This is a genomic window from Pseudomonas sp. FW215-R2, from assembly GCF_058789255.1.
Genome location: NZ_JBYTBO010000030.1, coordinates 33563 through 59861, shown reverse-complemented (window position 1 = coordinate 59861; position 26299 = coordinate 33563). Strand labels below are relative to the sequence as shown.

Annotated in this window: 24 protein-coding genes; 7 read left to right on the top strand and 17 right to left on the bottom strand. The window is 61.5% G+C overall.

The window, feature by feature from the left end:
• Positions 1–907: 907 nt before the first annotated feature.
• The 3 genes from AC3WRD_RS28030 to AC3WRD_RS28020 all read right to left on the bottom strand — a co-directional run bounded on the left by AC3WRD_RS28030 (position 908) and on the right by AC3WRD_RS28020 (position 4654).
• Entirely contained in the window at positions 908–2086 is a 1179-nt protein-coding gene (locus AC3WRD_RS28030; protein WP_085711347.1) for a cystathionine gamma-synthase, read from the bottom strand.
• Entirely contained in the window at positions 2083–3459 is a 1377-nt protein-coding gene (locus AC3WRD_RS28025) for a pyridoxal-phosphate dependent enzyme (RefSeq protein ID WP_102620950.1), read from the bottom strand. Before AC3WRD_RS28025 ends, AC3WRD_RS28030 begins: the two co-directional genes overlap by 4 nt.
• A 259-nt stretch (positions 3460–3718) precedes the next feature.
• Positions 3719–4654, bottom strand: coding sequence for a Ppx/GppA family phosphatase (locus AC3WRD_RS28020; protein ID WP_096820075.1), 936 nt, complete (start codon positions 4652–4654; stop codon positions 3719–3721).
• A gap of 296 nt (positions 4655–4950) precedes the next feature.
• Between AC3WRD_RS28020 and AC3WRD_RS28015 the strand changes: the two genes are divergently transcribed.
• Both AC3WRD_RS28015 and map read left to right on the top strand, forming a co-directional pair.
• On the top strand, positions 4951–5211 hold the full coding sequence (locus AC3WRD_RS28015) for a ParD-like family protein (protein WP_085711344.1): 261 nt from the start codon (positions 4951–4953) through the stop codon (positions 5209–5211).
• Positions 5208–5999: a type I methionyl aminopeptidase gene (gene map, locus AC3WRD_RS28010; RefSeq protein WP_102620951.1), complete on the top strand. Its 792-nt coding sequence runs from the start codon at positions 5208–5210 to the stop codon at positions 5997–5999. The genes AC3WRD_RS28015 and map overlap by 4 nt, the downstream gene beginning before the upstream one ends.
• 247 nt (positions 6000–6246) lie before the next feature.
• Here map and AC3WRD_RS28005 read toward each other — a convergent pair whose 3' ends face one another.
• The 5 genes from AC3WRD_RS28005 to ribBA all read right to left on the bottom strand — a co-directional run bounded on the left by AC3WRD_RS28005 (position 6247) and on the right by ribBA (position 11479).
• A complete protein-coding gene (locus AC3WRD_RS28005; RefSeq protein ID WP_102620952.1) occupies positions 6247–7401 on the bottom strand; it encodes an ABC transporter ATP-binding protein in 1155 nt (384 codons plus the stop codon).
• Positions 7402–7418: 17 nt separating this feature from the next.
• Positions 7419–8228, bottom strand: a complete 810-nt coding sequence (locus tag AC3WRD_RS28000; RefSeq protein ID WP_096820071.1) for an ABC transporter permease — start codon at positions 8226–8228, stop codon at positions 7419–7421.
• A gap of 6 nt (positions 8229–8234) precedes the next feature.
• Positions 8235–9182: an ABC transporter permease gene (locus tag AC3WRD_RS27995; protein ID WP_173861402.1), complete on the bottom strand. Its 948-nt coding sequence runs from the start codon at positions 9180–9182 to the stop codon at positions 8235–8237.
• Complete coding sequence (locus AC3WRD_RS27990) at positions 9179–10204, bottom strand: ABC transporter substrate-binding protein (protein ID WP_096820069.1); 1026 nt, start codon at positions 10202–10204, stop codon at positions 9179–9181. Before AC3WRD_RS27990 ends, AC3WRD_RS27995 begins: the two co-directional genes overlap by 4 nt.
• A gap of 165 nt (positions 10205–10369) precedes the next feature.
• Positions 10370–11479, bottom strand: a complete 1110-nt coding sequence (gene ribBA, locus AC3WRD_RS27985) for a bifunctional 3,4-dihydroxy-2-butanone-4-phosphate synthase/GTP cyclohydrolase II (protein WP_085711338.1) — start codon at positions 11477–11479, stop codon at positions 10370–10372.
• 65 nt (positions 11480–11544) lie between these two features.
• On the opposite strand from ribBA, the gene AC3WRD_RS27980 reads away from it, so the two are divergent.
• On the top strand, positions 11545–11838 hold the full coding sequence (locus tag AC3WRD_RS27980) for a DUF1330 domain-containing protein (protein ID WP_102620954.1): 294 nt from the start codon (positions 11545–11547) through the stop codon (positions 11836–11838).
• Between the two features lie 9 nt (positions 11839–11847).
• Here the strand turns inward: AC3WRD_RS27980 and AC3WRD_RS27975 are convergent, their stop codons facing one another.
• From AC3WRD_RS27975 to AC3WRD_RS27945, 7 genes are read right to left on the bottom strand one after another with little or no spacing between them, the layout of a single operon-like run.
• Entirely contained in the window at positions 11848–12411 is a 564-nt protein-coding gene (locus AC3WRD_RS27975; protein ID WP_096820067.1) for an NUDIX hydrolase, read from the bottom strand.
• Between the two features lies 1 nt (position 12412).
• Positions 12413–13177 (bottom strand): GntR family transcriptional regulator, encoded by a 765-nt coding sequence (locus AC3WRD_RS27970; RefSeq protein WP_096820066.1) that lies wholly within the window; start codon positions 13175–13177, stop codon positions 12413–12415.
• 58 nt (positions 13178–13235) lie between these two features.
• Positions 13236–13625 carry a carboxymuconolactone decarboxylase family protein gene (locus AC3WRD_RS27965; protein WP_096820065.1) on the bottom strand — a complete coding sequence of 130 codons (390 nt, stop codon included), beginning with the start codon at positions 13623–13625 and terminating at the stop codon, positions 13236–13238.
• An 11-nt stretch (positions 13626–13636) separates the two neighbouring features.
• Complete coding sequence (locus AC3WRD_RS27960) at positions 13637–14122, bottom strand: flavin reductase family protein (RefSeq protein ID WP_085711335.1); 486 nt, start codon at positions 14120–14122, stop codon at positions 13637–13639.
• Positions 14123–14134: 12 nt separating this feature from the next.
• Complete coding sequence (locus tag AC3WRD_RS27955; RefSeq protein ID WP_096820063.1) at positions 14135–15616, bottom strand: aldehyde dehydrogenase; 1482 nt, start codon at positions 15614–15616, stop codon at positions 14135–14137.
• Complete coding sequence (locus AC3WRD_RS27950) at positions 15613–16446, bottom strand: alpha/beta fold hydrolase (RefSeq protein ID WP_102620955.1); 834 nt, start codon at positions 16444–16446, stop codon at positions 15613–15615. The genes AC3WRD_RS27955 and AC3WRD_RS27950 overlap by 4 nt, the downstream gene beginning before the upstream one ends.
• Positions 16447–16477: 31 nt before the next feature.
• A complete protein-coding gene (locus AC3WRD_RS27945) occupies positions 16478–17068 on the bottom strand; it encodes an amino acid synthesis family protein (protein ID WP_102620956.1) in 591 nt (196 codons plus the stop codon).
• 326 nt (positions 17069–17394) lie between these two features.
• Between AC3WRD_RS27945 and AC3WRD_RS27940 the strand changes: the two genes are divergently transcribed.
• Positions 17395–18423: a WD40/YVTN/BNR-like repeat-containing protein gene (locus AC3WRD_RS27940; RefSeq protein ID WP_102620957.1), complete on the top strand. Its 1029-nt coding sequence runs from the start codon at positions 17395–17397 to the stop codon at positions 18421–18423.
• Positions 18424–18451: 28 nt separating this feature from the next.
• Positions 18452–20836 (top strand): efflux RND transporter permease subunit, encoded by a 2385-nt coding sequence (locus AC3WRD_RS27935; protein WP_096820060.1) that lies wholly within the window; start codon positions 18452–18454, stop codon positions 20834–20836.
• 261 nt (positions 20837–21097) lie between these two features.
• On the opposite strand, the gene AC3WRD_RS27930 is transcribed toward AC3WRD_RS27935, so the two are convergent.
• Positions 21098–21817 (bottom strand): FadR/GntR family transcriptional regulator, encoded by a 720-nt coding sequence (locus AC3WRD_RS27930; RefSeq protein WP_102620958.1) that lies wholly within the window; start codon positions 21815–21817, stop codon positions 21098–21100.
• Positions 21818–22017: 200 nt separating this feature from the next.
• Entirely contained in the window at positions 22018–23754 is a 1737-nt protein-coding gene (locus AC3WRD_RS27925; RefSeq protein WP_102620959.1) for an IlvD/Edd family dehydratase, read from the bottom strand.
• 193 nt (positions 23755–23947) lie between these two features.
• Between AC3WRD_RS27925 and AC3WRD_RS27920 the strand changes: the two genes are divergently transcribed.
• Together AC3WRD_RS27920 and araD1 are read left to right on the top strand one after the other, a co-directional pair.
• Positions 23948–25270, top strand: a complete 1323-nt coding sequence (locus tag AC3WRD_RS27920) for an MFS transporter (RefSeq protein WP_096820057.1) — start codon at positions 23948–23950, stop codon at positions 25268–25270.
• Positions 25271–25305: 35 nt separating this feature from the next.
• On the top strand, positions 25306–26298 hold the full coding sequence (gene araD1 / locus AC3WRD_RS27915; protein ID WP_102620960.1) for an AraD1 family protein: 993 nt from the start codon (positions 25306–25308) through the stop codon (positions 26296–26298).
• Position 26299 lies beyond the last annotated feature (1 nt).

The window sequence follows — 26299 nt, the reverse complement described above, 5'->3', positions numbered from 1 at the left end:
CCGGCCCCAACTTGATCGGAACCATCAGAAGCTACGGCTCCGGCGCCAACGTGATCGGAACCATCAGAAGCTACGGCTCCGGCGCCAACGTGATCGGAACCGTCAGAAGCCACCGCGCCAGCACCGACGTGATCGGAACCGTCAGAGGCCACAGCCCCAGCGCCCACATGATCTGAACCATCAGAAGCCACAGCCCCGGCGCCGACATGATCCGAACCATCCGAAGCAACCGTCCCGGCCTTGACATGATCCGCCCCATCAGACGCCAGCGCCTGAGCCTGCGCAGCCCAGACACTGGGCATCACCACAACCGATGCAGCGACCGCCAGGACAACGCCTGACCAAAGCTTGTGTTTCATGATTTTCTCCACGACCCATCAGCCACAAAGCATCCGAGCATTGCCCGTCATTGGATCCTCGACGGAAGGCTCGTTGGCCCGGGGTTAACCAGATTGGCGATTGGCACGGGCGCACCCCAAGGCGCACAGGTGTCGACGGTTTACATGAAATCCGGACAGCGAACTGAAAAGTATAGTTCGCCCTCGGCGGGTGGCAGGCTTAAGGGCCTTGCAGGCGATAGTCGGTTAACTTCCTTGCAGGCAGGCGCTAGAAGAAAATCAATCTAAAAACCACGCAGCGGATTGCAGTGCCTTTGCTAGGCTCAAGAATGTAGGCGAAGACGCAGACTGATGCGCAAGCGGATAGCGAGGAAGCGTTGGGCGCGTTCCGAAGGGTACACGGTTAGAAAGAACCCCGCGCTGGGTTCCAGCCCTTATGCCGTGTGAAGCAGCAGAGCACATTGCCTGTACTGTGAGAGTCCTGATAAACCTCGTAAGCCAGAGACCAGCACTGGCCGCCTACTCAAACACCAAAGCCCGCTTCGTGCGGGCTTTGACGTTTTTGCGAGTTAGATACTGGCCAGCGCCTGCGCCAGATCCGCCCGCAGGTCTTCGATGTCCTCGACGCCCACCGACAGACGCACCAGGCTGTCACCGATGCCGAGCTTGGCACGGGTTTCGGCCGGGATGGTCGCGTGGGTCATGATCGCCGGGTGCTCGATCAGGCTTTCCACACCGCCGAGGCTTTCGGCCAGCGCGAAGATCTGCACGTTCTCCAGGAAGCGGCGTGCGCCTGCCAGATCACTGTTCAGATCCAGGGAAATCATCCCGCCGAAACCACGCATCTGACGCTTGGCCAGTTCGTGTTGTGGATGGGATTCCAGGCCCGGGTAGTAGACGCGTTTGACCTGCGGCTGTTGCTCCAGCCAGCGCGCCAGCTCCAGTGCGTTGCTGCAATGACGCTCCATGCGCAGTGCCAGCGTCTTCACGCCGCGCAGGGTGAGGAAGGCGTCGAACGGGCCGGAGATGGCACCGACGGCGTTCTGCAGAAAGCCCAGGCGCTCGGCCAGTGCTGGGTTGTCGCCCACCACCGCGATGCCGCCGATCACGTCTGAGTGGCCGTTCAGGTATTTGGTGGTCGAGTGCAGCACGATGTCGAAACCCAGTTCCAGCGGACGCTGGATCCATGGGCTGGCGAAGGTGTTGTCGGCCACACAGATGATCCCGCGCGCCTTGCAGATGCGCGCGATGGCGGCGAGGTCGGACAGGCTCAGCAGCGGGTTGGTTGGCGTCTCCACCATGACCATGCGCGTGTCGTCCTGCAACGAGGCTTCGAACGCCGACAGGTCGGCCAGGTCAACGTAGCTGAAACGATGCCCGGCACTGCGCTGGCGCACCTTGTCGAACAGACGGAACGTGCCGCCGTACAGGTCATTGCCGGACACGATGTGCGAGCCGGCGTCGATCAGTTCGAGCACGGTGGAAATCGTCGCCAGCCCGGAAGCGAAGGCGAAGGCCTGGGTGCCGCCTTCCAGGTCGGCCACGCAACGCTCCAGCGCAAAACGCGTCGGGTTGTGCGAGCGGCCGTAGTCGAAACCCTTGTGTACGCCAGGACTGTCTTGCAGGTACGTGGAGTTGGCGTAGATCGGCGGCATCAGCGCGCCGGTGGTCGGGTCCGGCGTTTGCCCTGCGTGGATCACGCGGGTGGCGAAGCCCTGAGGGCGGGCGTTCTTGTCGTGCTGACTCATGCGAGGGATCTCCGTAACTGATTGAGCATGTCGACGCGGGTGATCAGGCCGTGGAAGCCGGAAGCGTCGGCAATGATCGCCACCAGGCCGCTGCTGAGGACTGCTTCCAGTTCAGCCAGCGTGGCGCCGGGGGCGAGGGTTTGCAACTTGTCTGTCATCGCATGGGCGACGGGTTTGCTGAAGAGCGAGGCGTCTTCGTGTACGCGCACCAGAATGTCCGATTCGTCGATCACACCGACCAGTCGTTTGCCATCCACCAGCACCGGCAACTGCGAGACATCGGCCAGGCGCATGCGCTGGAACGCGGTCATCAGCGTGTCGTCCGGGCCGACGCTGACGACTTTGCCGTCTTCGAAACGTCGGGCAATCAGGTCGCGCAGATCGCCGTAGCGTTTGCGCTGCAACAGGCCCTGATCGGTCATCCATTGGTCGTTGTAGACCTTCGACAGGTAGCGAGTGCCGGTGTCGCAGACGAAGCTGACCACACGTTTCGGCACGGTCTGCTCACGGCAGTAACGCAGCGCGGCGGCGAGCAGGGTGCCGGTGGACGAACCGCCGAGAATACCTTCGGCTTTCAGCAACTGGCGGGCGTGATCGAAGCTTTCTTCGTCGCTGATCGAGTAGGCGCTACGCACGCTCGACAGGTCGGTGATCGACGGAATGAAGTCTTCGCCGATGCCTTCCACCGCCCACGAACCGGCGGTGCCGAGATGTTTGCTGCGGCTGTATTCAGCCATCACCGAACCGACCGGGTCGGCCAGGACCATTTCAAGATCCGGCTGCACGCGCTTGAAGAAGCGGGTCAGGCCGGTCAGCGTGCCGGCCGAGCCGACGCCGACCACGATGGCGTCCAGGTCATGCTCGGTCTGCGCCCAGATTTCCGGTGCAGTGCTGCATTCGTGGGCCAGCGGGTTGGCCGGGTTGTTAAACTGGTCGGCGAAAAAGGCGCCGGGAATGTCTTTCGCCAGACGGGCGGCGACGTCCTGGTAGTACTCGGGGTGACCCTTGCCGACATCGGAGCGGGTGATGTGCACTTCGGCGCCCATGGCCTTGAGGTGCAGTACTTTTTCCGTGGACATCTTGTCCGGCACGACCAGCACGACGCGGTAGCCCTTGGCGCGGCCAACCAGTGCCAGGCCCAGGCCGGTGTTGCCGGCGGTGGCTTCAACGATCGTGCCACCGGGTTGCAGGCGACCGTCGCGTTCGGCGGCGTCAATCATCGCCAGGCCGATACGATCCTTGATCGATCCGCCGGGGTTCTGGGATTCAAGTTTGAGAAACAGGGTGCACAGGCCGGTATCGAAGCGGGTGACTTGTACCAGCGGAGTATTGCCGATCAGCCCAAGTACGGCAGGGCGTGATTCCTTTGACATTTCTTCACCTCTTTGTGGTGTTGATCGCGTTCCATTCGCGGGGGAAAAGCTCGCGTGCAACATAGGCGCAGACATCAACTGTCGCAACCTTTAGTCAGCGTGCAATTCAGCCATTTCGATCTAACGATAGAACGAAATCAGAGAGGGGAAGGGAGCGATTTACAGAGGTTTACACAGAGGCGTCATTGAGTATTCAAAGGGCGTCTTCAGCGTCACGGATGGCTTGATTCGGCAGTGAAAATCCTGCAGCGAAAATCGCTCAGTGATTGCTCATCAGGCCGTGCAGAACCCCCAGTCGCAATCCCGGTTCGGACGGCACCATTTGCGCGATCCCGAACACCTTGAATGCCGCCAGCATGACGACCAGGCCGCCGGGCAGAATGCTCTGGCGATGGGGTTGCAGGCCGGCCAGTTTCAGCTGTTGAACATTACTGACTTCCAGCAGGCGCAACGACAGCCGCAGCAGGCCACCGTAGGTGATACCGCTTTGGCCGTAATCGTTCAGGCGATTGGCCTTGAGCACTTTGGCGAGCATCCGCGCGGTGCCCGAAGAGCCGATCGTCTGCTGCCAGCCCTGGGCGCGATAGCGACGGGCGACTTTTTCGAATTGCAGGATGGCGACCCGTTCGGCTTCTTGCAGGGCGCCGGCGGAAATCTCGCCATTGCGAAAGTAGCGCGCGCTCAAGGTGCCGCTGCCGATGGCAATGCTTTCGGTCAGCAGCGGCTGCGAGCCCTGGCCGAGAATCAGTTCGGTGGAGCCGCCGCCAATATCGACCACCAGTCGCATGTCATCGGCGACCGGCAGGGTGTGGGCCACACCGGCGTAGACCAGGCGCGCTTCTTCATGCCCGGAAATCACATCGATGCGAAACCCCAGGTGCCGCTCAGCGCTGGCCAGGAACAACTGCGCATTGTCTGCCTCGCGTACAGCGCTCGTAGCGACTGCTCGCACACGACCGGGCTCGAAACCGCGCAGCTTCTTGCCGAACCGCGCCAAGGCCTGCCAACCGCGATCCAGCGCCATTTCGTCCAATGCCCGGCCGTCGAAACCTTCGGCCAGCCGCACCGGCTCGCGCAAGGTTTTGACCTCCTGAATCATGAAGCCCTTTCTGCTGCGTACCGACTGGCCAATCATCATGCGAAACGCATTCGAGCCCAGGTCGATGGCAGCAAACAGCGAGGTGTCTTCTTTCATGGGAGTCCTTGCAAATCTTCCGTCGGGAGGCTCGGGACGGTTTGCGAGGATTCTGCCGTGAGTTCGATGACAACCTGATGACGCGGGCGGGGCGGTTCAATGAATTCATCGCTGTCATGACACTGTCATTATCGGCCGCCCATACTCGGCTCCAATACATCGCGTGCTTTTCATGATTTGGCTGCCAACTTCGGCAGCTTTTTTTTGCCTGCGATTTAGTGGACGAGCAAAGTTTGCAATCCGTGGTGGCGTACGATTAATATACGAACCATATACACTTCGTATCGGAAATTGCCATGGGCATTGTGAAGATTTCAGAGGACATGCACGAAAATCTGCGCATCTCCAGCAACGCACTCAGCCGCTCGATCAACGCGCAGGCCGAGCACTGGATGCGCATCGGCATGCTCGCCGAGCTCTATCCCGACCTTGATCACCACGCCATCTGCCGGTTGCTGATTCGCGCCGAGCAGGCGGGTGGTCTGGATCTGCAACAAATCTGTGCCCTGGCCGATGCCGCGCAGAACATCCCGGTTCAAGAGGCAGCCAAGGCATGAGAAACCCGATCAAGATCAACACCCGGGCCGAGATCGCCCAGTCCCGCGTGGCCGGCCAACTGGCCGCCGAGGTACTGGCGATGCTGGTGCCGCACGTCAAGGCTGGCGTCACCACCGATCAGCTCGACCGGCTGTGCAACGACTACATCGTCAACGTGCAGAAAGCCATTCCGGCCAACGTCGGTTATCACGGCTTCCCGAAAACCGTCTGCGCGTCGGTCAACGAAGTGGTCTGCCATGGCATTCCATCGAGCCGGGTGCTGAAGGATGGCGACATCGTCAACCTCGACATCGCCGTCATCAAGGATGGCTGGTTCGGCGACACCAGCCGCATGTACGTGGTCGGCGAACCGACGCCCGAGGCGCGGCACCTGATCAAGACCACTTACGACGCCATGTGCGCCGGCATCCGTATGGTGCGGCCGGGCGCGACGCTGGGCGACATCGGCCATGCGATTCAAAGCCTGGCGGAAAAGGAAGGATTCAGCGTGGTGCGCGAGTATTGCGGGCACGGGATTGGCAAGGTCTATCACGATGAGCCGCAAGTGCTGCATTACGGTTATCCGGAGCAGGGCCTGAAGCTGAAGGCGGGGATGATCTTCACCATCGAACCGATGCTCAATGCCGGCAAGCGCCATGTGAAGAGCCTGGCGGATGGCTGGACTGTCGTGACCAAGGATCAATCGTTGTCGGCACAGTGGGAGCACATGATTGCGGTGACGGAAGACGGGTTTGAAGTGTTGACGGCTTGGCCTGATCAGATTGAGGGGTTTGCGGCTATCAAATGAGAGCGCGTCGGCCGCTGGCCCTCACCCCAGCCCTCTCCCGGAGGGAGAGGGAGCCGATTGGGGAATATTGGAGAATTACGCCGACCTGAAAGCTCCGCAGTGAATCCATAACCGCCGCCGACCAGAATGCTGTGCCGAATCCATAATCAACTCGGTTTTTCAGGTCGATGTACAGCGCAAGACACCTCGGTCGGCTCCCTCTCCCTCCGGGAGAGGGCTGGGGTGAGGGCGGGCAGGTGACGCGTTCTTAATGAGCGCCAGCAGCTTTGTTCAAATCACTCTCCGCCCACTCGGTATAGACGCATGCATCAGCAGTCGCCCAGCGCACCTGCACCGGATCCCCGGCCTTCAACGGCATCCCAGCCGCCGACAATGCTTTCACGGTCATGGACGTGCCACCCGACGTGACCACACTGCACGTCTGACTTTCACCCAGAAACAGCACCTCGACCACCTTCGCCGACACCTCATTCCAACCTGCCGCCAACGGCTCACTCGCCGCCTGCTGCACACTCAACGCCAAAGCCTTTTCCGGGCGCACCATCAGCAGCACATCCTGACTAGTCTGCAATCCGGCGGTCAGGCGAATCGACAGCGGCTGGCCCTCAAAACTCGCCGCCCCGTTGCCCTGAGCCTTGAGCTTGAGGAAGTTCGAGTTGCCAAGGAACGACGCCACGAACGCATTCGGCGGATTCTGGTACAGGTCATAACCGCTGCCGAGCCCGACAATCTTGCCGTGACTGAAAATCGCGATGCGCTGTGACAGGCGCATGGCTTCTTCCTGGTCGTGGGTCACGTAGACGATGGTGATGCCGAGGCGACGGTGCAGCTGGCGCAACTCATCCTGCAAGTCTTCGCGCAGTTTCTTGTCCAGTGCACCAAGAGGTTCATCCATCAATAGAATGCGTGGCTCATAGACCAGAGCGCGAGCGATGGCGACCCGTTGCTGCTGGCCGCCGGACAGTTGCGAAGGGCGGCGATGGGCGAATTGCTCGAGCTGCACCAGTTTCAGCATCGCATCGACACGTTTGTCGCGTTCGGCCGCAGCGAGTTTGCGGATCGCCAGCGGGAACGCGATGTTGTCGCGCACCGACAGATGCGGGAACAGCGAATAACGCTGGAACACCATGCCGATGTCGCGCTTGTGCGGCGGCACGTTGACCAGCGACTGGCCGTTGACCAGGATCTCGCCGCTGCTCGGGGTTTCGAAGCCGGCGAGCATCGACAGCGTGGTGCTTTTGCCCGAGCCACTGGAGCCGAGGAAGGTCAGGAATTCGCCGTCCTTGATGTCCAGCGAGATGTTGTCCACGGCCGCGAAATCGCCGTAGTGCTTGTTCAGGTTGCGCAGGCTGACCAGGGGTTTGTCGTTCTGCTGGGATGCGTCTTTGATCACGGCACTCATGTCGTACTCCTGGGCGCTCAGGCGCTGATTTCGTTGCGCCGGCGCAGGGCGGCGGCGATCACCATGACCAATACCGACAGGCCGATCAGCAGCGTCGAGGCGACGGCGATCACGGGCGTCAGGTCCTGGCGCAGGGTGGTCCACATTTTCACGGGAAGGGTTTGCAGGGTCGGGCTGGCCATCATCACGCTGAGTACCACTTCGTCCCACGAAACCAGAAAGGCGAAGAGGGCACCGGCCACCATCCCCGGACGAATCGCCGGAAAGGTCACCTTGAACACCGCTTGCAGGCGTGACGCACCGCAGATCACTGCTGCGTCCTCAATCGACTGATCGAACAGCTTCAGTGAGTTGATGATCGAGATAATGGTGAACGGCAGTGCGACGATCACATGGCTGACGACGAAGGCGAACATCGTCCCGGTGTAGCCGAGCTTGAGGAACAGCGCGTACACCGCCACGGCGATGATCACCAGCGGCACAATCATCGGCAGGGTGAACAGGCCGTAGAGCATTTCCCGGCCGGGGAAGCGTCCGCGCACCAGCGCGAAGGCAGTCGGCAAACCGAGGGCGACGGCGCAGATCGTGGTCAGTACCGCGACCTTGAGGCTGGCCAGCGCTGCGCTCATCCAGTCGGCATTGGAGAAGAACTGGCCGTACCATTTCAGCGTCCAGCCCGGTGGCGGGAACACCAGCCACTGGGACGAGCCGAACGACAGCAGGACAATGAAGACGATCGGCAGCAGCAGAAACAGCGCGATCAGCCCGGTGGTGGCGTACAGGCCGAAGCGCATCCGGCGGCTCATGGCGTTGGGAGTCAGGAGCATGTCGGCTTACCTCGCGTTACTGGCGCCAACCGGGGATTCCGGTTGAAGCTTCAGGTAGAAGTAGAACAGCACCAGGGTGATGACGATCAGCAACGCGGCGCCGGCGCTGGCCAGACCCCAGTTGAGGAACGACTGCACCTGCTGAATGATGAATTCCGGCAGCATCATGTTCTGCGCCCCGCCCAGCAGCGCCGGGGTGACGTAGTAACCGAGCGACATCACGAACACCATCAACCCGCCGGACGCCAGACCCGGCCGGCACAGCGGCAGGAACACCCGGAAGAAGTTGGTCCACGGGCTGGCGCCACAGATCGAACCGGCCTGCAGAATCATCGGGTCGATGGCCTGCATGGTCGCCTGCAATGGCAGCACGATGAACGGGATCATGATGTAGCTCATACCGATCACCACGCCGGTCAGGTTGTGCACCATTTCCAGTGGCTGATCGATGATGCCCATGGCCATCAGGGCTTTATTGATGACGCCCGAAGCCTGCAACAGCACCAGCCAGGAATAGGTGCGGGCGAGGAGGCTGGTCCACATCGACAGCAGCACGATGTTGAGGATCCAGCGGCCCCAGCCTCGTGGTACCAGGGTGATTGCCCAGGCCAGCGGAAAACCGAGCAGCAGGCTGAACACCGTCACCAGTCCCGCTACCGAGAAGGTGTTGAACAGCACCCGGGTGTACGCCGAGTTGGCGAACAGTTGTTCATAGTTGCCAAGGCCCGGCACCGGTTCCAGCACGCCGCGCAACAGCAGGCCAATCAACGGCGCAAGAAAGAACAGACCGAGGAACAGCAGCGCCGGCAGCAGATTGCCGGCGCCGCGCCAGCGTTGTTTCAGGGACGGGGCTTGCGCCATGGCACTGGCCTTTTTTCCGGCGGCCGACCCGGCAGCGCTGGCGGCGCTCCCGGTGGCAGTGGAGGGACGGGACGCGGTGGCCGCCATTTTCATTTGACCAGCCATTCGTTCCACCGTGTCGCGATGGCCTGGCCGTTCTTGGCCCAGTACGCGAAATCAAGAGTGATCTGATCCTTAGCGTAGGCAGTCGGCAGGTTCGGGGCCAGCGTCGAGTCCAGACGCGCCACACTGTCGACGTTGACCGGGGCGTAGGCGGTCAGGTTGGAGAAGTCGGCCTGGCCTTTGGCACTGCTGGCGCTGGCCAGGAACTTCATCGCCGCGTCCTTGTTTTTCGAACCCTTTGGCACCACCAGAATGTCGGCCATGACCAGGTTTTGCTTCCAGCTCACGCCGACCGGTGCGCCGTCTTCTTGCAAGGCGTGAATCCGGCCGTTCCAGAACTGGCCCATGCTCGCTTCACCGGAGGCCAGCAGTTGCTGCGACTGCGCGCCGCCGCCCCACCAGACGATGTCTTTCTTGATGGTGTCGAGTTTCTTGAAGGCGCGATCGAGGTCCAGCGGATAGAGCTTGTCGGCGGGTACGCCGTCGGCGAGCAACGCCAGTTCAAGCACGCCGGGGCTCGGCCATTTGTACAGGGCGCGTTTGCCGGGGAAGGTTTTGGTGTCGAACAGCGCGCTCCAGTCCTGTGGCTTGTTGGCGCCGAGTTTGCCCTCGTTGTAGCCGAGGACGAAGGAGAAGAAGAACGAACCGACGCCGTAGTCGCTGACGAAACGCGGGTCGATCTTGTCGCGCTGAATCTGTTTGAAATCGAGGGGTTCGAGCAGGCCTTCGGACGCGGCACGCAGGGCAAAGTCGGCTTCGACATCAACGACGTCCCATTGCACGTTGCCGCTTTCGACCATGGCTTTGAGTTTGCCGTAGTCGGTCGGGCCGTCCTGCACGACGGTGATGCCGCTGGCCTTGCTGAACGGATCGGCCCAGGCCTGTTTCTGCGCATCCTGGGTGCTACCGCCCCAGCTGACAAAGTTCACACTCTCGGCGGCCATCGCGGCCTGACCGGTCACGCTCAGCAGTCCCGCAAGAAAGATCGCGGTTGCAGCTTTGTTCAACACCATTTTTACGCCCTCATTGTTGTGTTTTTGAGCGGGCTTGCGTTGTTGCCCGCCTGTCGGGAGCAGTAGCTGGACGGTTTTCAGGTCGTCCGGTCTATGGAATATCATATTATGGTATTCCAAACATTGTGCAAGCACTTTGCCTTACCGGCTATCTGGCAAACGGGGTTATTCGGTGAACGGAATGCTCTCGACTACCTCAAGATCGTAGCCGGTCAAACCGGCGTATTTGAGCGGTGGGCCCAGGTGACGCAGCTTGCCGACGCCCAGGTTCTGCAGAATCTGCGCCCCGGTTCCCACCTCGGAATAGATCCGCGATTGCGAACGACTGAACTGCCGTGGCGGCTGAGTCAGTTGCGGCACCCGCTCCAGCAAAGCCTGGGAAGACTCATGATTGGCCAGCACCACGACCACGCCATGCCCTTCGGCGGCGACACGTTGCAGCGCTGCCCATAGCGTCCAGTTCGTTGGCCCGCTGTACTCGGCGCCGACCAGATCCCGTAGCGGATCGATCACATGCACGCGCACCAGCGTCGGTTCTTCGCGACGCAATTCGCCCATGACCATCGCCATGTGCACACCACCCTCGATGCGATCTTCGAAAGTGATCAAACGGAAGGTGCCATGCACCGTCGGCAACTCCCGTTCGCCGATGCGCTCGATGGTATGTTCGGTGCTCAGGCGATAGTGGATCAGGTCGGCAATGGTGCCGATCTTGATCCCGTGTTTGCGCGCGAAGACTTCCAGATCCGGGCGGCGGGCCATGGTGCCGTCGTCGTTCATCACTTCGACGATCACCGAAGCAGGTGTGAAACCCGCCAGCCGCGCCAGATCACAACCGGCCTCGGTGTGACCGGCACGGGTCAGCACGCCACCTTCCTTGGCGCGCAACGGAAAGATATGGCCGGGCTGCACCAGGTCTTCTGCGCGAGCATTGGGCGCCACCGCAGCAGCAACCGTGCAGGCGCGGTCAGCAGCGGAAATGCCGGTGGTCACGCCGACTGCCGCTTCGATGGAAACCGTGAACGCGGTACTGAACACGCTGCCATTGCTCGGCACCATTTGCTCCAGCCCCAGGCGCTGGCAATGATCGTCAGTCAACGTCAGGCAGATCAGCCCCCGAGCCTCACGGGCCATGAAACTGATCGCCTCGGGCGTGCAACGATCAGCGGCCAGCAGCAGGTCGCCTTCGTTTTCCCGGTCTTCGTCATCGACCAGCAACACCATTTTGCCGAGGCGATAATCTTCGATGATTTCTTCGATGCTGTTGAAGGCCATGCTGGACTCTCGATGTGGATGAAATTCGTGGTATACCATAATACAAATTCAACTGAGAGGTCACTATGAAGGCGTACTGGATTGCTCACGTGGACATCACCGATCCCGATCACTACAGCCAATACACCCAGCGCGCGCCGAAAGCGTTCGCCGAGTTCGGCGCGAAGTTTTTAGCCAGAGGCGGGCGCAGCGAAGCGATGGAAGGGCGGACGACGCCGCAGCGCAGCGTGGTGATTGAATTCGATAGCTATGAGCAGGCGGTGGCGTGCTATCGCTCGGCGGCGTATCAGGAGGCGAAAAGTTATCGCGAGGAATGGGCGAAGGCGGAGATCGTTATTGTGGAAGGGATGGCGCCGTAAGCAGCACGATCAACGCATGAAATGAATCTTGCCGCTGTCGTCATTGCCCATGTACATGCCATACACCCCGGCCTGGCGTTCCTCGATGTAGCGTTCGAGGATCTGCCGGATCGCCGGGTAGTAGATCTGGTCCCACGGAATGTCTTCGGGGGCGAAGAATTTGTAGTCGAGGGTTTCCGGGCCGTACTGGCCGGTGATCTCCAGCGCGAGGGCGCGGAAGATGATGTAGACCTCGCTGATCTTCGGCACGCTGAAGATCGAGTACGGCGAGACGATTTCCGCGCGTACACCGCTTTCTTCCCAGACTTCGCGCAGGGCCGCCTGTTCGGTGGTCTCGCCGCTTTCCATGAAACCGGCGGGCAAAGTCCAGGTGCCGGCGCGCGGGGGGATCGCCCGTTGGCACAAGAGGTATTTGCCGTCCTGCTCGATGATGCAGCCGGCGATGATCTTCGGGTTCACATAGTGGATGTAGCCGCAGCCGCGGCACATCAGGCGCTCGTGCGTATCGCCCGGCGGCACCTGCTGACCGAGGTCAGCGCCACCGCATTTCGGGCAAAAGCTCGGGCTGAACATGTCAGTGACCTATGCGCGGTTCTTTCAGCGGAATGGGCAGGGTGATCGGCGGCGTGCCTTTGAGTACGGTGCCGGTTTCTTCCTGTTTGCGCTTGAGATAATCGAGGGCCACCGCAGCGGCGGCGCGAACGTGATCGACGCACGCCTGATGCGCCGCCAGCGGATCGCCGCTCTTGATCGCCTCGACCATTTTTTCCATTTCCTGGTTACTCGCACCACGACGGTTTTCCTGGGACACCGACGTCGCCCGCAGGTAGCTGATGCGTGCCTGCAACTGGCGCAGTTGAGTGGCCGCGACATGGTTGCCGGAGCCTTCCAGCAGCACGTCGTAGAAACCCTGCACCGAGTCGATTACCTGTTGCAGTTCGCCGTCCTTGAGCGCCTTGCGGTTCTCGTCGAGGGCTTTTTCCAGGGCCTTGATGTCCTTGGCCTTGGCGCGCAGGGTGAACAGCTGGACGATCAGGCCTTCGAGCACGCAGCGCAGTTCATAGATGTCGACCGCATCGGCGAGGGTGATGATTGCCACACGCGGGCCCTTGGCGTCGGCGAACTCCACCAGGCCCTCGGATTCCAGGTGACGCAAGGCTTCACGCACAGACGTACGGCTGACACCCAGGCGATCGCACAGATCGCGCTCCACCAGGCGATCGCCCGGCAGCAGCTGGAAGTTCATGATGGCGCTTCGCAGTTTATCCAGCACGATTTCGCGCAGGGTGACGGGGTTGCGATTGACCTTGAAGCTGTCGTCGAGTGGCAGGCGTTTCATGGGGTCCGCTCTTTAGTGTGGCTGTCCATGCCAGACGGGCATTCAAACAGCCGAGGGGTTAACTGGAGGCCTCGGCGTCGGCTTCGGCGAAGGCTTCACGGGCGAGCCGGAAACTGTCCACGGCTGCCGGGACGCCGCAATAAATACCGACCTGAAGCAGAATTTCGCGTATTTGCTCACGACTCAGGCCGTTACGCAAGGCGCCGCGCACATGCAGTTTCAGTTCATGCGGGCGGTTCAGCGCGGAGATCATCGCCAGGTTGATCATGCTGCGCTCCTTGAGCGACAGGCCCTCGCGCCCCCAGACATGACCCCAGCAGTATTCGGTGACCATTTCCTGCAGCGGGCGGGTGAAGTCGTCGGCGTTCTCGATCGAGCGCTGCACATAGGCTTCGCCGAGCACCTGGGTGCGGATCTTCAGGCCTTGCTCATACTTTTCGTGGCTCATGTGTCCTCCGCTCAACCCAGTGTCGGCAGGGCGCCGAGCTTGCCCTTGTGATAGATCATCGGCGTCACCGGTTGCGCCGGCAGGATCAGGTTCTTCACCGCGCCGACGATGATCGCGTGGTCGCCACCGTCGTATTCGCGCCACAGTTCGCACTCGATGATCGCCGTGGCCTTGGCGAGGATCGGGTTACCGAGCTCGCTCAAATGCCAGTCGATGCCGTTGGCCTTGTCCTTGCCTTTGCCGGCGAAGGCGTAGGCCTCGGCGGTCTGGTCGGCGGACAGCAAATGGATCGCGAAACGCTTGCTGTCGCGCAGCACCGGGTAGGTGTCGGAAGCATAGTTGGGGCAGAACAGCACCAGCGCCGGGTCAATCGACAGCGCACTGAAGGCGCTGGCGGTGATGCCGACGATGCCGCCATCCGGGTCGAGGGTGGTGACCACCGTGACCCCGGACGGAAACGAGCTCATGACGTCTTTGTAAATGCCGGGTTCGATCATGTCGCAGGACTCCTAGCGCATCACAAACGGATCAGGCATCGGCGCCTGAGAGAGGTTGATCCACACCGTTTTCAGTTCGGTGTAGGCCAGCACCGAATCGATGCCGCTTTCGCGTCCATAGCCACTGTTCTTGAAGCCGCCGATCGGTGCCATCGCCGACACCGCGCGGTAGGTGTTGACCCAGATGATCCCCGAGCGCACGTCCCGGGCCAGTCGATGGGCGCGACCCAGGTCGCGGGTCCATATGCCGGCGGCGAGGCCGAACTGCGAGTCGTTGGCAATCGCCAGCGCTTCGGCTTCATCCTTGAAGCGGATGACCGAGGCCACCGGGCCGAACACTTCTTCCTGCATGATCTTCATCGAATTGCGGTCGCACTCGAACAGCGTCGGTTCGTAGAACCAGCCGTCGCCCACGCCACTCGGCCGCTTGCCGCCCAGTCGCAGACGCGCACCTTCAGCGATGGCGTCGGCCACCAGACCTTCCACCACGGCCAGTTGCTGCGCGGTGGCCATCGGGCCCATTTCGCTGCTGTCGTCCTGCGGGTTGCCGATGCGGATGCGCCGGGCGCGTTCCACCAGTCGGCTGACGAACTCGTCGTAGATCTCGTCCTGCACCAGCAGTCGCGAACCGGATACACAGCTCTGCCCGGACGCCGCGTAGATCCCGGCAATCGCACCATTGATCGCACTGTCCAGATCAGCGTCGGCGAAGATGATGTTCGGTGACTTGCCGCCCAGTTCCAGCGACAGCTTGGCGAAGTTCTCGGCGCTGCTGCGCACCACATGCCGCGCCGTGGCTGCGCCGCCGGTGAAGGCGATCTTGCGGATCAGCGGATGACGGGTGAGGGCAGCGCCGGTGCTCGGGCCGTAACCGGTGACAACGTTGACCACGCCCGGTGGAATCCCGGCTTCGAGGGCCAGGCGCGCCAGTTCCAGAATGGTCGCCGAGGCATGCTCGGACGGTTTGATCACGATGGTGTTGCCCGCCGCCAGCGCCGGCGCCAGTTTGATCGCGGTCAGATAGAGCGGGCTGTTCCACGGAATGATCGCGGCGACCACACCCATGGCTTCGTGCACGGTGTAGGCAAACAGGTCGGGCTTATCCAGCGGCAGGGTGCCGCCTTCAAGCTTGTCGGCAAGGCCCGCGGTGTAGTGGAAGAACTCCGGCAGATAACCGACCTGACCCCGGGTTTCACGGATCAGTTTGCCGTTGTCGCGGCTTTCCAGCTGCGCCAGTTGTTCCTTGTTTTCAGCGATCAGGTCACCGAGACGACGCAACAGTTTGCCGCGCGCGGTGGCGGTCAGGCCGCGCCACGCCGGGCTGTCGAAAGCGGTTTGCGCAGCTTGCACGGCGCGTTCGACGTCGGCTTCATCCGCGTCGGGCAGTTCGGCCCAGGGCTCGGCCAGCGCCGGGTTGAGGCTTTCGAAGGTCTTGCCGGAGAGGGCGTCGACCCATTCTCCGCCGATGCACATCTGGAAGCGTGCGAGTGTCATGCAACGATCCCCTTTATAGGGTTTTGTCGGGCGTGTGCGGTTTCGAGAAATTCCAGCAGCAGCTGATTGACCAGTCGCGGCGACTCTACCGGCATCATATGCCGTTGCTCGGGCAGCACCGCAACCTTCGCGCCGGGAATGCGCGCGGCCAGTTGCTCGGCCATTTCCGGGGTCGATCCGGGGTCCAGCTCGCCGGTGGCGATCAGCGTCGGCGCCTGGATGCTGGCCAGGTCGTCGGCGCGGTACATGTCCTGGGTGGCGAACAATTCGTAGGTGGTCAGGTAGCCCTGCGGGTCATTGCCGGCGAGGGTCTGGCGGATCGCGGCGATCTGCGCCGGATTGGCCGCCTGATATTCGCGGCTGAACCACCGCGACAGCGCCGCTTCGGCATTCGCGTCCGGTCCATGTTCGGCGGCCTGCGCGGTGCGGGCGATGACCCCGGCGCGCTGCTCTTCGCTACGGTTGAACACACTGTTGAGCACCACCAGGCTTTTCAGGCGCTGCGGGTAATGCAGGGCAAAGGCCCGCGCCACCAGACCGCCCATGGAAAAACCGATCACCGACGCCAGCGGCAATTGCAGGTGGTCGAGCAGCTCCAGCAACTGATCGGCATAACCGAGCAGGGCGGTGCCGCTGGCCGGTCGCGGGCTGGCGCCGTGTCCGAGCATGTCGTAGGCGATCACCCGGTATTGCGTGGCCAGGCCAACGATCTGGCCGCCCCACATTTCTTTGTTCAGGCCCACGCCGTGGATCAACACCACGGGGTGGCCCTGGCCGGTCGCCAGATAACTGGTGCCGGCCGGGGTGAGTTCAGCGGTATGCCGAATCATGGAGCGCTCCTGCAATGCCTTCTTGTTTTGATTACTGGGCTTTTTCGGCGGCCAGTTCTTCCAGATCGATGTAGCGGTTGCCGATGCGCGGGTGCAGACGGCCACCGTCGGCGCAACCGAGTACCACGACGATTTCGTCGGCGCGCGGGGCATCTTCGATCTGCATTTCCAGGGTGATGTAGTGCGAGCGCAGGCCTTCGTCGTCCTTGTGCATCATCGGGATCTGGATCGAGGTGCCCGGACCGCCGCGCTTGTTGGTGAAGCTCAGGTAACTCTTGGCCTTGACCGCTTCGCGGTAGTGATTGCCGAAGCGCAGGGTGTGGATCACCGCCGAGGCGTGTTCGATCTCGCCGTCCGCGCCGACGACTGCCGCTTTGCCGTAAGCCTCGATCTTCTCGGCGCCGCCGATGATGCGCACCAGACGCTCGACCATCATCGCGCCGAGGTCGGAGCAGTTGGCGCGGATCTGCGGCTTGAGGTCTTCGACAAAGCCATTGCCGACCCACGGGTTCTTCATCACGACGGCCAGGCCCACCATGGTCACCGGGGTGTCGGAAGCCTTGCCGCCTTCGATGAAGGTCTCTTCGACATAGCTGACGATCTTGCGAATTTCGAAACTCATGAGCTGCTCCGTAGGGGGATAAAGAGTGTCTGTGCGTCTGATGGTATACCATAATACCGATCGTGCAAGTCCCCCACGCAAGATTCCCGCCCATCAGTCGGACGAATGCCCGTGCATTCAGCCGCGGCTGTAATCCCTTTCGGTTAACAAAAGATAACGTTGCGCCGATTGTCAGACGTTTCGAATGCCCGATAGGATGAGCCAGCTTCCGAAGTGGCTCTGGATTGCGGGTTTCAGGACTATGCTTCTGACCAACCGTCGCTGGAGCACACTTGCGGCGCCCTTGAAGGCCGAATGGCCTAACAATAATAAATAGGGGAAGGTCTATGAGTCGTTGCCGCCCGCCGGCGTTTCGCAACACCGCGTTGCTGGCCACAGCACTCTCTCTGCTGGGCTTTGCCACCTTGTCGGCGCCCGTACTGGCCGCCGAAGCGCCAGCCGACGTGGTCTACGCCATCGAATCGGCCAAGGCCCCGAAAAGCCTGATGCTCGATGTCGTTCACGCCGGTTCACGGCTGGTGGCGGTCGGTGATCGCGGGCACATTCTCTACTCCGACGACCAGGGCAAGACCTGGACCCAGGCCAAGGTGCCAAGCCGCCAGTTGCTGACGGCCGTGTATTTCGTCGACGACAAACACGGCTGGGCCGTCGGCCATGACGCACAGATCCTCGCCAGCGAAGACGGCGGCCAGACCTGGACCAAACAGTTCGAAGACCTCAAGCGCGAATCGCCGCTGCTCGACCTCTGGTTCAAGGACGTCAACAACGGCCTGGCCGTGGGTGCCTACGGCGCATTGCTCGAAACCACCGACGGCGGCAAGAACTGGCAAGACGTCAGCGACCGCCTCGACAACCAGGATCAGTTTCACCTCAACGCCATCGCCGCCGTGAAAGACGCCGGGCTGTTCATCGTGGGTGAACAGGGCGCGATGTTCCGCTCCGCCGACTGGGGCCAGACCTGGGAAAAAATCGAAGGTCCGTATCAGGGCTCGCTGTTCGGTGTGATCGGCACCGCCCAGCCTTCCACGCTGCTGGCCTACGGGCTGCGCGGCAACCTCTACCGCTCCACTGATTTCGGCGGCACCTGGCAGCAAGTCGAACTCAAGGCGGCGCGCGGTGCGCTGGAATTCGGCCTGTCCGGCGCCACGCTCCTCGAAGACGGCTCGATCGTCATCGTCGGCAACGGCGGCACGGTGATCAGCAGCAGCGACAACGGCGAAACCTTCAGCGTGTTCAACCGCCCGGATCGCATCTCGCTGTCGTCGGTCACCGCCGCCGGCAACGGCAATCTGATCCTGAGCGGGCAGGGTGGCGTCCACACCACCACGCCCAACGGCACCGAGCTGGGCAAATGAGCCGAATCAATAATAAGAAGGCGGGGCTATGACTTCCTTGAGCACTCATCATCAGGACAAGGCGACGTTTCTCGAACGCCTGATCTTCAACAACCGCCCGGCAGTGATCGTGATCTGCCTGCTGGTCAGTATTTTCCTGTTCTGGCAGGCGACGCTGATCCGGCCGTCCACCAGTTTCGAAAAAATGATCCCGCTCAAGCATCCGTTCATCGAGAAGATGATGGAGCACCGCAACGATCTGACGAACCTGGGCAACACCGTACGCATTTCGGTGGAGGCCAAGGACGGTGACATCTTCTCCAAGGAGTACATGGAGACGCTGCGCCAGATCAACGACGAGGTGTTCTACATCTCCGGCGTCGACCGTTCCGGCCTGAAGTCGCTGTGGAGCCCGAGCGTACGCTGGACCGAAGTGACCGAGGAAGGCTTTGCCGGCGGTGAAGTAATTCCGCAGAGCTACGACGGTTCCCAGGACAGCCTCGACATGCTGCGCAACAACGTGCTCAAGTCGGGTCAGGTCGGGCGTCTGGTGGCCAACGACTTCAAGTCGAGCATCGTCGACATCCCGCTGCTGGAGTCCTACCCGGACCCGCAGGACCAGGGCAAGTTGCTGGCGTTGGACTACCGCCAGTTCTCCCATGAACTGGAAGACAAGATCCGCAACAAGTTCGAAGCGCAGAACCCCAACGTCAAGATCCACATCGTCGGTTTCGCCAAGAAGGTCGGTGACCTGATCGACGGTCTGGTGATGGTGGTGATGTTCTTCGGCGTCGCCTTCGTCATCACCCTGATTTTGCTGCTGTGGTTCACCAACTGCCTGCGCAGTACGGTGGCGGTGTTGAGCACCACGCTGGTGGCGGTGGTCTGGCAACTGGGGTTGATGCACTTCTTCGGTTTCGGCCTCGATCCGTATTCGATGCTGGTGCCGTTCCTGATCTTCGCCATCGGGATTTCCCACGGCGTGCAAAAGATCAACGGTATCGCCCTGCAATCGAGCGAGGCGGACAACGCCCTGACCGCCGCGCGGCGCACATTCCGGCAACTGTTCCTGCCGGGGATGATCGCGATTCTGGCGGATGCGGTGGGCTTCATCACGCTGCTGATCATCGACATCGGCGTGATCCGTGAACTGGCCATCGGCGCGTCCATCGGCGTGGCGGTGATCGTGTTCACCAATCTGATTCTGCTACCGGTGGCGATTTCCTATGTCGGCATCAGCAAGCGTGCGGTGGCCAAGAGCAAGAAGGACGCCAACCGCGAACACCCGTTCTGGCGCCTGCTGTCGAACTTTGCCAGCCCGAAAGTCGCACCGGTGTCCATTGCGCTCGCTCTGATCGCCTTCGGTGGCGGCCTCTGGTACAGCCAGAACCTGAAGATCGGCGACCTCGACCAGGGCGCGCCGGAACTGCGTCCGGACTCGCGCTATAACAAGGACAACAACTTCATCATCAACAACTACTCCACCAGTTCCGACGTACTGGTGGTGATGGTCAAGACCAAGTCCGAAGGCTGCTCGCGCTATGAGGCCATGGCGCCGATCGATGAGCTGATGTGGAAGATGCAGAACACCGAGGGCGTGCAGTCGGCGATCTCGCTGGTGACCGTGTCCAAGCAGATGATCAAGGGCATGAACGAGGGCAACCTGAAATGGGAAACCCTGTCGCGCAACCCGGACGTGCTGAACAACTCCATCGCCCGTGCCGACGGCCTGTACAACAACAGTTGCTCGCTGGCGCCGGTGCTGGTGTTCCTCAACGATCACAAGGCTGAAACCCTGGATCGTGCGGTGCATGCGGTGCAGGAATTCGCCAAGGACAACAACAAAGAAGGTCTGGAATTCATCCTGGCGGCCGGTAACGCCGGGATCGAGGCTGCGACCAACGAAGTCATCAAACAGGCCGAACTGACCATCCTGGTGCTGGTGTACATCTGCGTGGCGGTGATGTGCATGATCACCTTCCGTTCCTGGGCGGCGACCCTGTGCATCGTGCTGCCGCTGGTACTGACCTCGGTACTTGGCAACGCACTGATGGCGTTCATGGGCATCGGCGTGAAGGTTGCGACGTTGCCGGTGGTGGCGCTGGGTGTGGGGATCGGCGTGGACTACGGCATCTACATCTACAGCCGTCTGGAAAGTTTCCTGCGTGCCGGCCTGCCGTTGCAGGAAGCCTATTACCAGACCCTGAAATCCACCGGTAAAGCGGTGCTGTTCACTGGTCTGTGCCTGGCCATCGGTGTGTGCACCTGGATTTTCTCGGCGATCAAGTTCCAGGCCGACATGGGCCTGATGCTGACCTTCATGCTGCTGTGGAACATGTTCGGTGCGCTGTGGCTGCTGCCGGCCCTGGCCAAGTTCCTGATCAAGCCGGAGAAGCTGGCGGGGCAGAAGGGGAATTCTCTGTTTGCTCACTGATCCGGGCTTCTGAAACGACAAAGCCGCAACCTTAGGGTTGCGGCTTTTTTGTGAGTCAAGATCAAAAGCCCCTCACCCTAGCCCTCTCCCGGAGGGAGAGGGAACTGACCGCAATGTCTCGCGTGATACATCGACCTGAAAAACCGAGTCGATTATGGATTCAAAGAGGATCGTTCAAGTCGGTGTATCTCTCCAATATCCCCCGATCGGTTCCCTCTCCCTCCGGGAGAGGGCTAGGGTGAGGGCAAGCGGTCTCAAGTCTTACGAAAGTTCAGTACCAAGCACCACACTCAAAGCACTCCGCGCATCATCCAGCTGCACCAACGTCGCATGCCGAGCCCCCAGCGCATCACGATTTTCGATCGCGGTGAGAATCGCCTTGTGCCGAGGTAACGCCAGTTCATGCAGATTCGGTCGCTGATTCGAATGCTTCAACGCCTCGGCAATCGCCACCGACAGCATGTCGCACAGATTCGCCAGCAAGTCGTTATGGGTCGCATCGGCAATCCGACTGTGGAAATCCAGATCCGGTTGCAGCAACGCTTCCGGCGTCGGCGCGGCTTCCATGCGCTGGTAGGCTTCGCCGATGGCGGCGATGTCGGCATCGGTGGCGTGTTGGGCGGCGAGGGCGGCAGCGGCGGGTTCGATGATGCTGCGCACGCTGGTCAGCACATTGAAGAATTCATTTTGCGGGCTGCTTTGCATCAGCCAGTGCAATACGTCCGGGTCGAGCATGTGCCATTCGCGGCGCGGCTTTACCACCGTGCCGACACGCGGCTTCGAGTACACCAGCCCCTTGGCCACCAACACCCGCGTGGCTTCGCGCAACACCGGCCGACTGACCGCGTACTCCTCGCAGAGCAAGGCTTCGGCGGGCAGTTTGTCGCAAGGCAAAAAGCGTCCGGAAACAATCTGCATGCCCAGTTCCTGGACGATGCGCGAGTGCATGCTTTTGCGGTCGGAAGGTTTGCGGTAATCCATGGGGAGTGGCGCGATCCTGAGCGATGGAGATGCCGCGCATCATAGCAGGCACGACGGAATCTGGAGCTACGCAATGATCGTTCCCACGCTCTGCGTGGGAACGCATCCCGGGATGCTCTGCGTCCCATTCGAGAGCTGGAACGCGGAGCGTCCCTTGAGGCATTCCCACGCAGAGCGTGGGAACGATCAGGGTGGCGGTGTCAGTGGGAATGGCGGGGCACTTCCGCACCTCGGCAACCCACCAGAAAATCAAAATCACACCCCTGATCCGCCTGCAACACATGGTCGATGTACAACTGACGATACCCCCCCACCAACAACGGCTGCGGCGGTTGCAGATCTGCCATGCGTGCCGCCAGTTCGGCGTCCGGAATATCCAGGTGCAAACGCCCGCTGGCGCAGTCCAGCTCGATCCAGTCGCCTTCTTTCACTGCCGCCAAAGGCCCGCCGGCCGCTGCTTCCGGGGCGACGTGCAACACGACAGTGCCGTACGCCGTGCCGCTCATGCGCGCGTCGGAGATGCGCACCATGTCCGTCACACCCTGTGCCAGCAGCTTGGCCGGCAACCCCATGTTGCCGACTTCGGCCATGCCCGGATAACCCTTCGGCCCGCAGTTTTTCATCACCAGAATCGAGTTCGCATCGACGTCCAGCTCCGGGTCGTTGATCCGTGCCTTGTACATGTCGAAGTTCTCGAATACGACCGCGCGGCCACGGTGTTGCATCAGTTCTGACGTGGCGGCGGATGGCTTGAGCACTGCGCCCAGTGGCGCCAGATTGCCGCGCAACACACAGATGCCGCCGTCAGCGCGGATCGGATTGTCGAGGGTGCGGATCACTTCGTCCTCGCCGTAGATCGGTGCGTCCTTGGTGTTCTCGCCGATGGATTTGCCGTTGACGGTCAGCGCGTTCGGATTCGGAATCAGATTGGCCTCGCCGAGGCGACGCAGCACCGCAGGCAAGCCGCCCGCGTAGTAGAACTCTTCCATCAGAAAACGTCCCGACGGTTGCAGGTCGACGATGGTCGGCATGCCGCGACCGATGCGCGTCCAGTCGTCCAGATCCAGCTCGACGCCAATGCGCCCGGCGATGGCTTTCAGGTGGATCACCGCGTTGGTCGAACCGCCAATCGCCGCGTTGACCCGGATCGCGTTTTCGAAAGCCTCCTTGGTCAGGATCTTCGACAGCTTCAAGTCTTCGCGCACCATTTCCACCGCGCGCATGCCGGACATGTGCGCCAGTACATAACGCCGCGCATCCACCGCCGGAATCGCCGCGTTGTGGGGCAGGGACGTGCCCAGTGCTTCGGCCATGCAGGCCATGGTCGAGGCGGTGCCCATGGTGTTGCAGGTGCCGGCCGAGCGGGACATGCCGCCCTCGGCGGCGAGGAAATCGTCGATGGTGATGGTGCCGGCCTTGACCTGTTCACTGAGCTGCCAGACCACCGTGCCGGAGCCAATGTCCTTGCCCTTGTGCTTGCCGTTGAGCATCGGCCCGCCGGTGACGACGATGGCCGGCACGTCGCAACTGGCCGCGCCCATCAACAGCGCCGGGGTGGTCTTGTCGCAACCGGTCAGCAGCACCACGCCGTCAATCGGGTTGCCGCGAATCGCTTCCTCGACATCCATGCTCGCCAGGTTGCGGGTAAGCATGGCAGTCGGGCGCAGGTTCGATTCGCCATTGGAGAACACCGGGAACTCCACCGGAAACCCGCCAGCCTCGATCACCCCACGTTTGACGTGCTCGGCGATCTGGCGGAAGTGCGCGTTGCACGGCGTCAGTTCCGACCAGGTGTTGCAGATACCGATGATCGGTTTGCCATGGAACTGATGGTCGGCGATGCCCTGATTCTTCATCCAGCTGCGGTACATGAAGCCGTTCTTGTCGGCCGTGCCAAACCATTGGGCGGAGCGCAGGGTGGGTTGCTTATCAGACATGATCGATTCTCTTATTGTAAGACTATTGTTTGCGAGCTTCGGCTAAACATAAGCGCAAAATCGGCAGTTTGGAAGTGTTGTTGGGTAATTAGTATTACTATATAGTCGTTTTCGACGGAGGGATGGCCCTGGCGGTTTTCCGCGAGAGGCGTCCCCCGAGGTTCCATAAAAACAACAATCGGAGACCGATCTCATGAGCCAGGAACTGCGGCTTGTCCGGCGCATCACGCTGAAACTGATTCCCTTCCTGATCCTGCTGTACCTGATCGCCTATGTGGATCGCTCCGCCGTCGGCTTCGCCAAGCTGCACATGGGCGCCGACATCGGCATCGGCGATGCCGCCTACGGCCTTGGTGCCGGGCTGTTTTTCATTGGCTACTTTCTGTTGGAAATCCCCAGCAACCTGATGCTCGAACGCTTTGGTGCACGGCGTTGGTTCGCGCGGATCATGATCACCTGGGGCGCGATCACCATCGGCATGGCGTTCGTCCAGGGCCCGCACAGTTTCTACGTGATGCGCTTTCTGCTCGGCGCGGCGGAGGCGGGGTTCTTTCCCGGCGTTCTGTACTACATCACCCAATGGTTCCCGGTGCGCCATCGCGGCAAGATCCTCGGGCTGTTCATCCTTTCCCAACCCATCGCGATGATGATCACCGGCCCCGTGTCCGGCGGCTTGCTGGGCATGGACGGCATTCTCGGTCTGCATGGCTGGCAGTGGCTGTTCATCGTCATCGGCACCCCGGCGATCCTGCTGACCTGGCCCGTGCTGCGCTGGCTGCCGGACGGCCCGCAGCAAGTGAAATGGATGGATCAGGCCGAGAAGGACTGGCTGACCGGCGAGCTGAAAAAGGATCTGCAGGAATACGGCCAGACCCGCCACGGCAATCCGCTGCATGCGCTCAAGGACAAACGCGTGTTGCTGCTGGCGCTGTTCTATCTGCCGGTGACCCTGAGCATCTATGGTCTGGGCCTGTGGCTGCCGACCCTGATCAAACAGTTCGGCGGCAGCGATCTGGTGACCGGTTTCGTGTCTTCGGTGCCATACATCTTCGGCATTGTCGGGCTGCTGATCGTGCCGCGCAGTTCCGACCGCATGAACGATCGCTACGGGCATCTGGCGGTGCTCTATGTGCTGGGCGCCATCGGCCTGTTCCTCAGTGCCTGGTTGTCCTTGCCGGTGGCGCAACTGGCGGCGTTGTGTCTGGTGGCGTTCGCGCTGTTTTCCTGCACGGCGGTGTTCTGGACCTTGCCGGGGCGCTTCTTTGCCGGCGCCAGTGCGGCGGCGGGTATTGCCTTGATCAACTCGGTGGGCAACCTCGGCGGCTACATCGGCCCGTTCGTGATCGGCGCGTTGAAGGAATACACCGGCAACCTCGCTTCGGGCCTGTACTTCCTGTCCGGGGTGATGGTGTTCGGGCTGGTTCTGACGGGCATCGTCTATCGCTTGCTGGAGCGCAAACACGTATTGCCGGTTGATCAGTTCGCCGCCAGTGCTCGCGGTGCGACCCGCACCTGATATCGATCCAGGATTTGTCTTAACAGGAGAACATCATGCATCTGGTTCAATTCGAATTGAGTAACGGCGAGCGCCGCGTCGGGGTAGTCGAGGGCGGTCTGGTGCGTGAAGTGCAGGATGCGCGCACGGTGCGCGATCTGGCACTGGCGGCGATCGAGGCTGGCGGCACGCTGGCGCAACAGGTGCAGACCCTCGGTCTCTGCATCAGCCACGATTACGCCGAACTGTTGGCCAAGCTGCGCATCCTGCCGCCGCTGGATCACCCGGACCCGGCGCACCTGCTGGTCAGCGGCACCGGCCTCACGCACCTCGGTAGCGCGTCGGCCCGAGACAAGATGCACCAGCAGGCCGGCGACGAAGCGGCGATGACCGACACCATGCGCATCTTCAAATGGGGCGTGGAGGGTGGCAAACCAGCGGCGGGGCAGGCCGGGGTGCAACCGGAATGGTTCTACAAGGGTGACGGCAGCATCGTTGTGCGCCCCGGTCAGCCGTTCCCGCTACCGCCATTTGCCGAAGACGCCGGCGAGGAGCCTGAGATGGCCGGCCTCTACATCATCGGTCACGACGGCAAGCCGTATCGCCTCGGTTTCGCGGTGGGCAACGAGTTCTCCGATCACGTCATGGAGCGCAAGAACTACCTGTACCTGGCCCACTCGAAATTGCGCAGTTGCAGCTACGGCCCGGAGCTGCGCGTGGGTGAATTGCCGCAGCACTTGGCCGGTACCAGCCGCATCCTGCGCGACGGCGAAGTGCTGTGGCAGAACGAGTTCCTCAGCGGCGAGGCCAACATGTGCCACAGCCTGGCGAACCTCGAATACCACCACTTCAAGTACCGCCAGTTCCTGCGTCCCGGCGACGTGCACATTCACTTTTTCGGCACGGCGACCCTGTCGTTCGCCGATGGCATCCGCACTCAGCCGGGCGATGTGTTCGAGATCAGCCAGGCCGAATTCGGCGCGCCGCTGATCAATGGCATCGCCCCGGTTGAAGCCGTTTTCCAACCGGACAGCATCGGCACCCTTTAAG

Bases quoted from the DNA above. Each gene is read 5' to 3' on its own strand.
- AC3WRD_RS28030 (WP_085711347.1), bottom strand. From the start codon at position 2,086: ATGAGTCAGCACGACAAGAACGCCCGCCCTCAGGGCTTCGCCACCCGC.
- AC3WRD_RS28025 (WP_102620950.1), bottom strand. From the start codon at position 3,459: ATGTCAAAGGAATCACGCCCTGCCGTACTTGGGCTGATCGGCAATACT.
- AC3WRD_RS28020 (WP_096820075.1), bottom strand. From the start codon at position 4,654: ATGAAAGAAGACACCTCGCTGTTTGCTGCCATCGACCTGGGCTCGAAT.
- AC3WRD_RS28015 (WP_085711344.1), top strand. From the start codon at position 4,951: ATGGGCATTGTGAAGATTTCAGAGGACATGCACGAAAATCTGCGCATC.
- map (WP_102620951.1), top strand. From the start codon at position 5,208: ATGAGAAACCCGATCAAGATCAACACCCGGGCCGAGATCGCCCAGTCC.
- AC3WRD_RS28005 (WP_102620952.1), bottom strand. From the start codon at position 7,401: ATGAGTGCCGTGATCAAAGACGCATCCCAGCAGAACGACAAACCCCTG.
- AC3WRD_RS28000 (WP_096820071.1), bottom strand. From the start codon at position 8,228: ATGCTCCTGACTCCCAACGCCATGAGCCGCCGGATGCGCTTCGGCCTG.
- AC3WRD_RS27995 (WP_173861402.1), bottom strand. From the start codon at position 9,182: ATGAAAATGGCGGCCACCGCGTCCCGTCCCTCCACTGCCACCGGGAGC.
- AC3WRD_RS27990 (WP_096820069.1), bottom strand. From the start codon at position 10,204: ATGGTGTTGAACAAAGCTGCAACCGCGATCTTTCTTGCGGGACTGCTG.
- ribBA (WP_085711338.1), bottom strand. From the start codon at position 11,479: ATGGCCTTCAACAGCATCGAAGAAATCATCGAAGATTATCGCCTCGGC.
- AC3WRD_RS27980 (WP_102620954.1), top strand. From the start codon at position 11,545: ATGAAGGCGTACTGGATTGCTCACGTGGACATCACCGATCCCGATCAC.
- AC3WRD_RS27975 (WP_096820067.1), bottom strand. From the start codon at position 12,411: ATGTTCAGCCCGAGCTTTTGCCCGAAATGCGGTGGCGCTGACCTCGGT.
- AC3WRD_RS27970 (WP_096820066.1), bottom strand. From the start codon at position 13,177: ATGAAACGCCTGCCACTCGACGACAGCTTCAAGGTCAATCGCAACCCC.
- AC3WRD_RS27965 (WP_096820065.1), bottom strand. From the start codon at position 13,625: ATGAGCCACGAAAAGTATGAGCAAGGCCTGAAGATCCGCACCCAGGTG.
- AC3WRD_RS27960 (WP_085711335.1), bottom strand. From the start codon at position 14,122: ATGATCGAACCCGGCATTTACAAAGACGTCATGAGCTCGTTTCCGTCC.
- AC3WRD_RS27955 (WP_096820063.1), bottom strand. From the start codon at position 15,616: ATGACACTCGCACGCTTCCAGATGTGCATCGGCGGAGAATGGGTCGAC.
- AC3WRD_RS27950 (WP_102620955.1), bottom strand. From the start codon at position 16,446: ATGATTCGGCATACCGCTGAACTCACCCCGGCCGGCACCAGTTATCTG.
- AC3WRD_RS27945 (WP_102620956.1), bottom strand. From the start codon at position 17,068: ATGAGTTTCGAAATTCGCAAGATCGTCAGCTATGTCGAAGAGACCTTC.
- AC3WRD_RS27940 (WP_102620957.1), top strand. From the start codon at position 17,395: ATGAGTCGTTGCCGCCCGCCGGCGTTTCGCAACACCGCGTTGCTGGCC.
- AC3WRD_RS27935 (WP_096820060.1), top strand. From the start codon at position 18,452: ATGACTTCCTTGAGCACTCATCATCAGGACAAGGCGACGTTTCTCGAA.
- AC3WRD_RS27930 (WP_102620958.1), bottom strand. From the start codon at position 21,817: ATGGATTACCGCAAACCTTCCGACCGCAAAAGCATGCACTCGCGCATC.
- AC3WRD_RS27925 (WP_102620959.1), bottom strand. From the start codon at position 23,754: ATGTCTGATAAGCAACCCACCCTGCGCTCCGCCCAATGGTTTGGCACG.
- AC3WRD_RS27920 (WP_096820057.1), top strand. From the start codon at position 23,948: ATGAGCCAGGAACTGCGGCTTGTCCGGCGCATCACGCTGAAACTGATT.
- araD1 (WP_102620960.1), top strand. From the start codon at position 25,306: ATGCATCTGGTTCAATTCGAATTGAGTAACGGCGAGCGCCGCGTCGGG.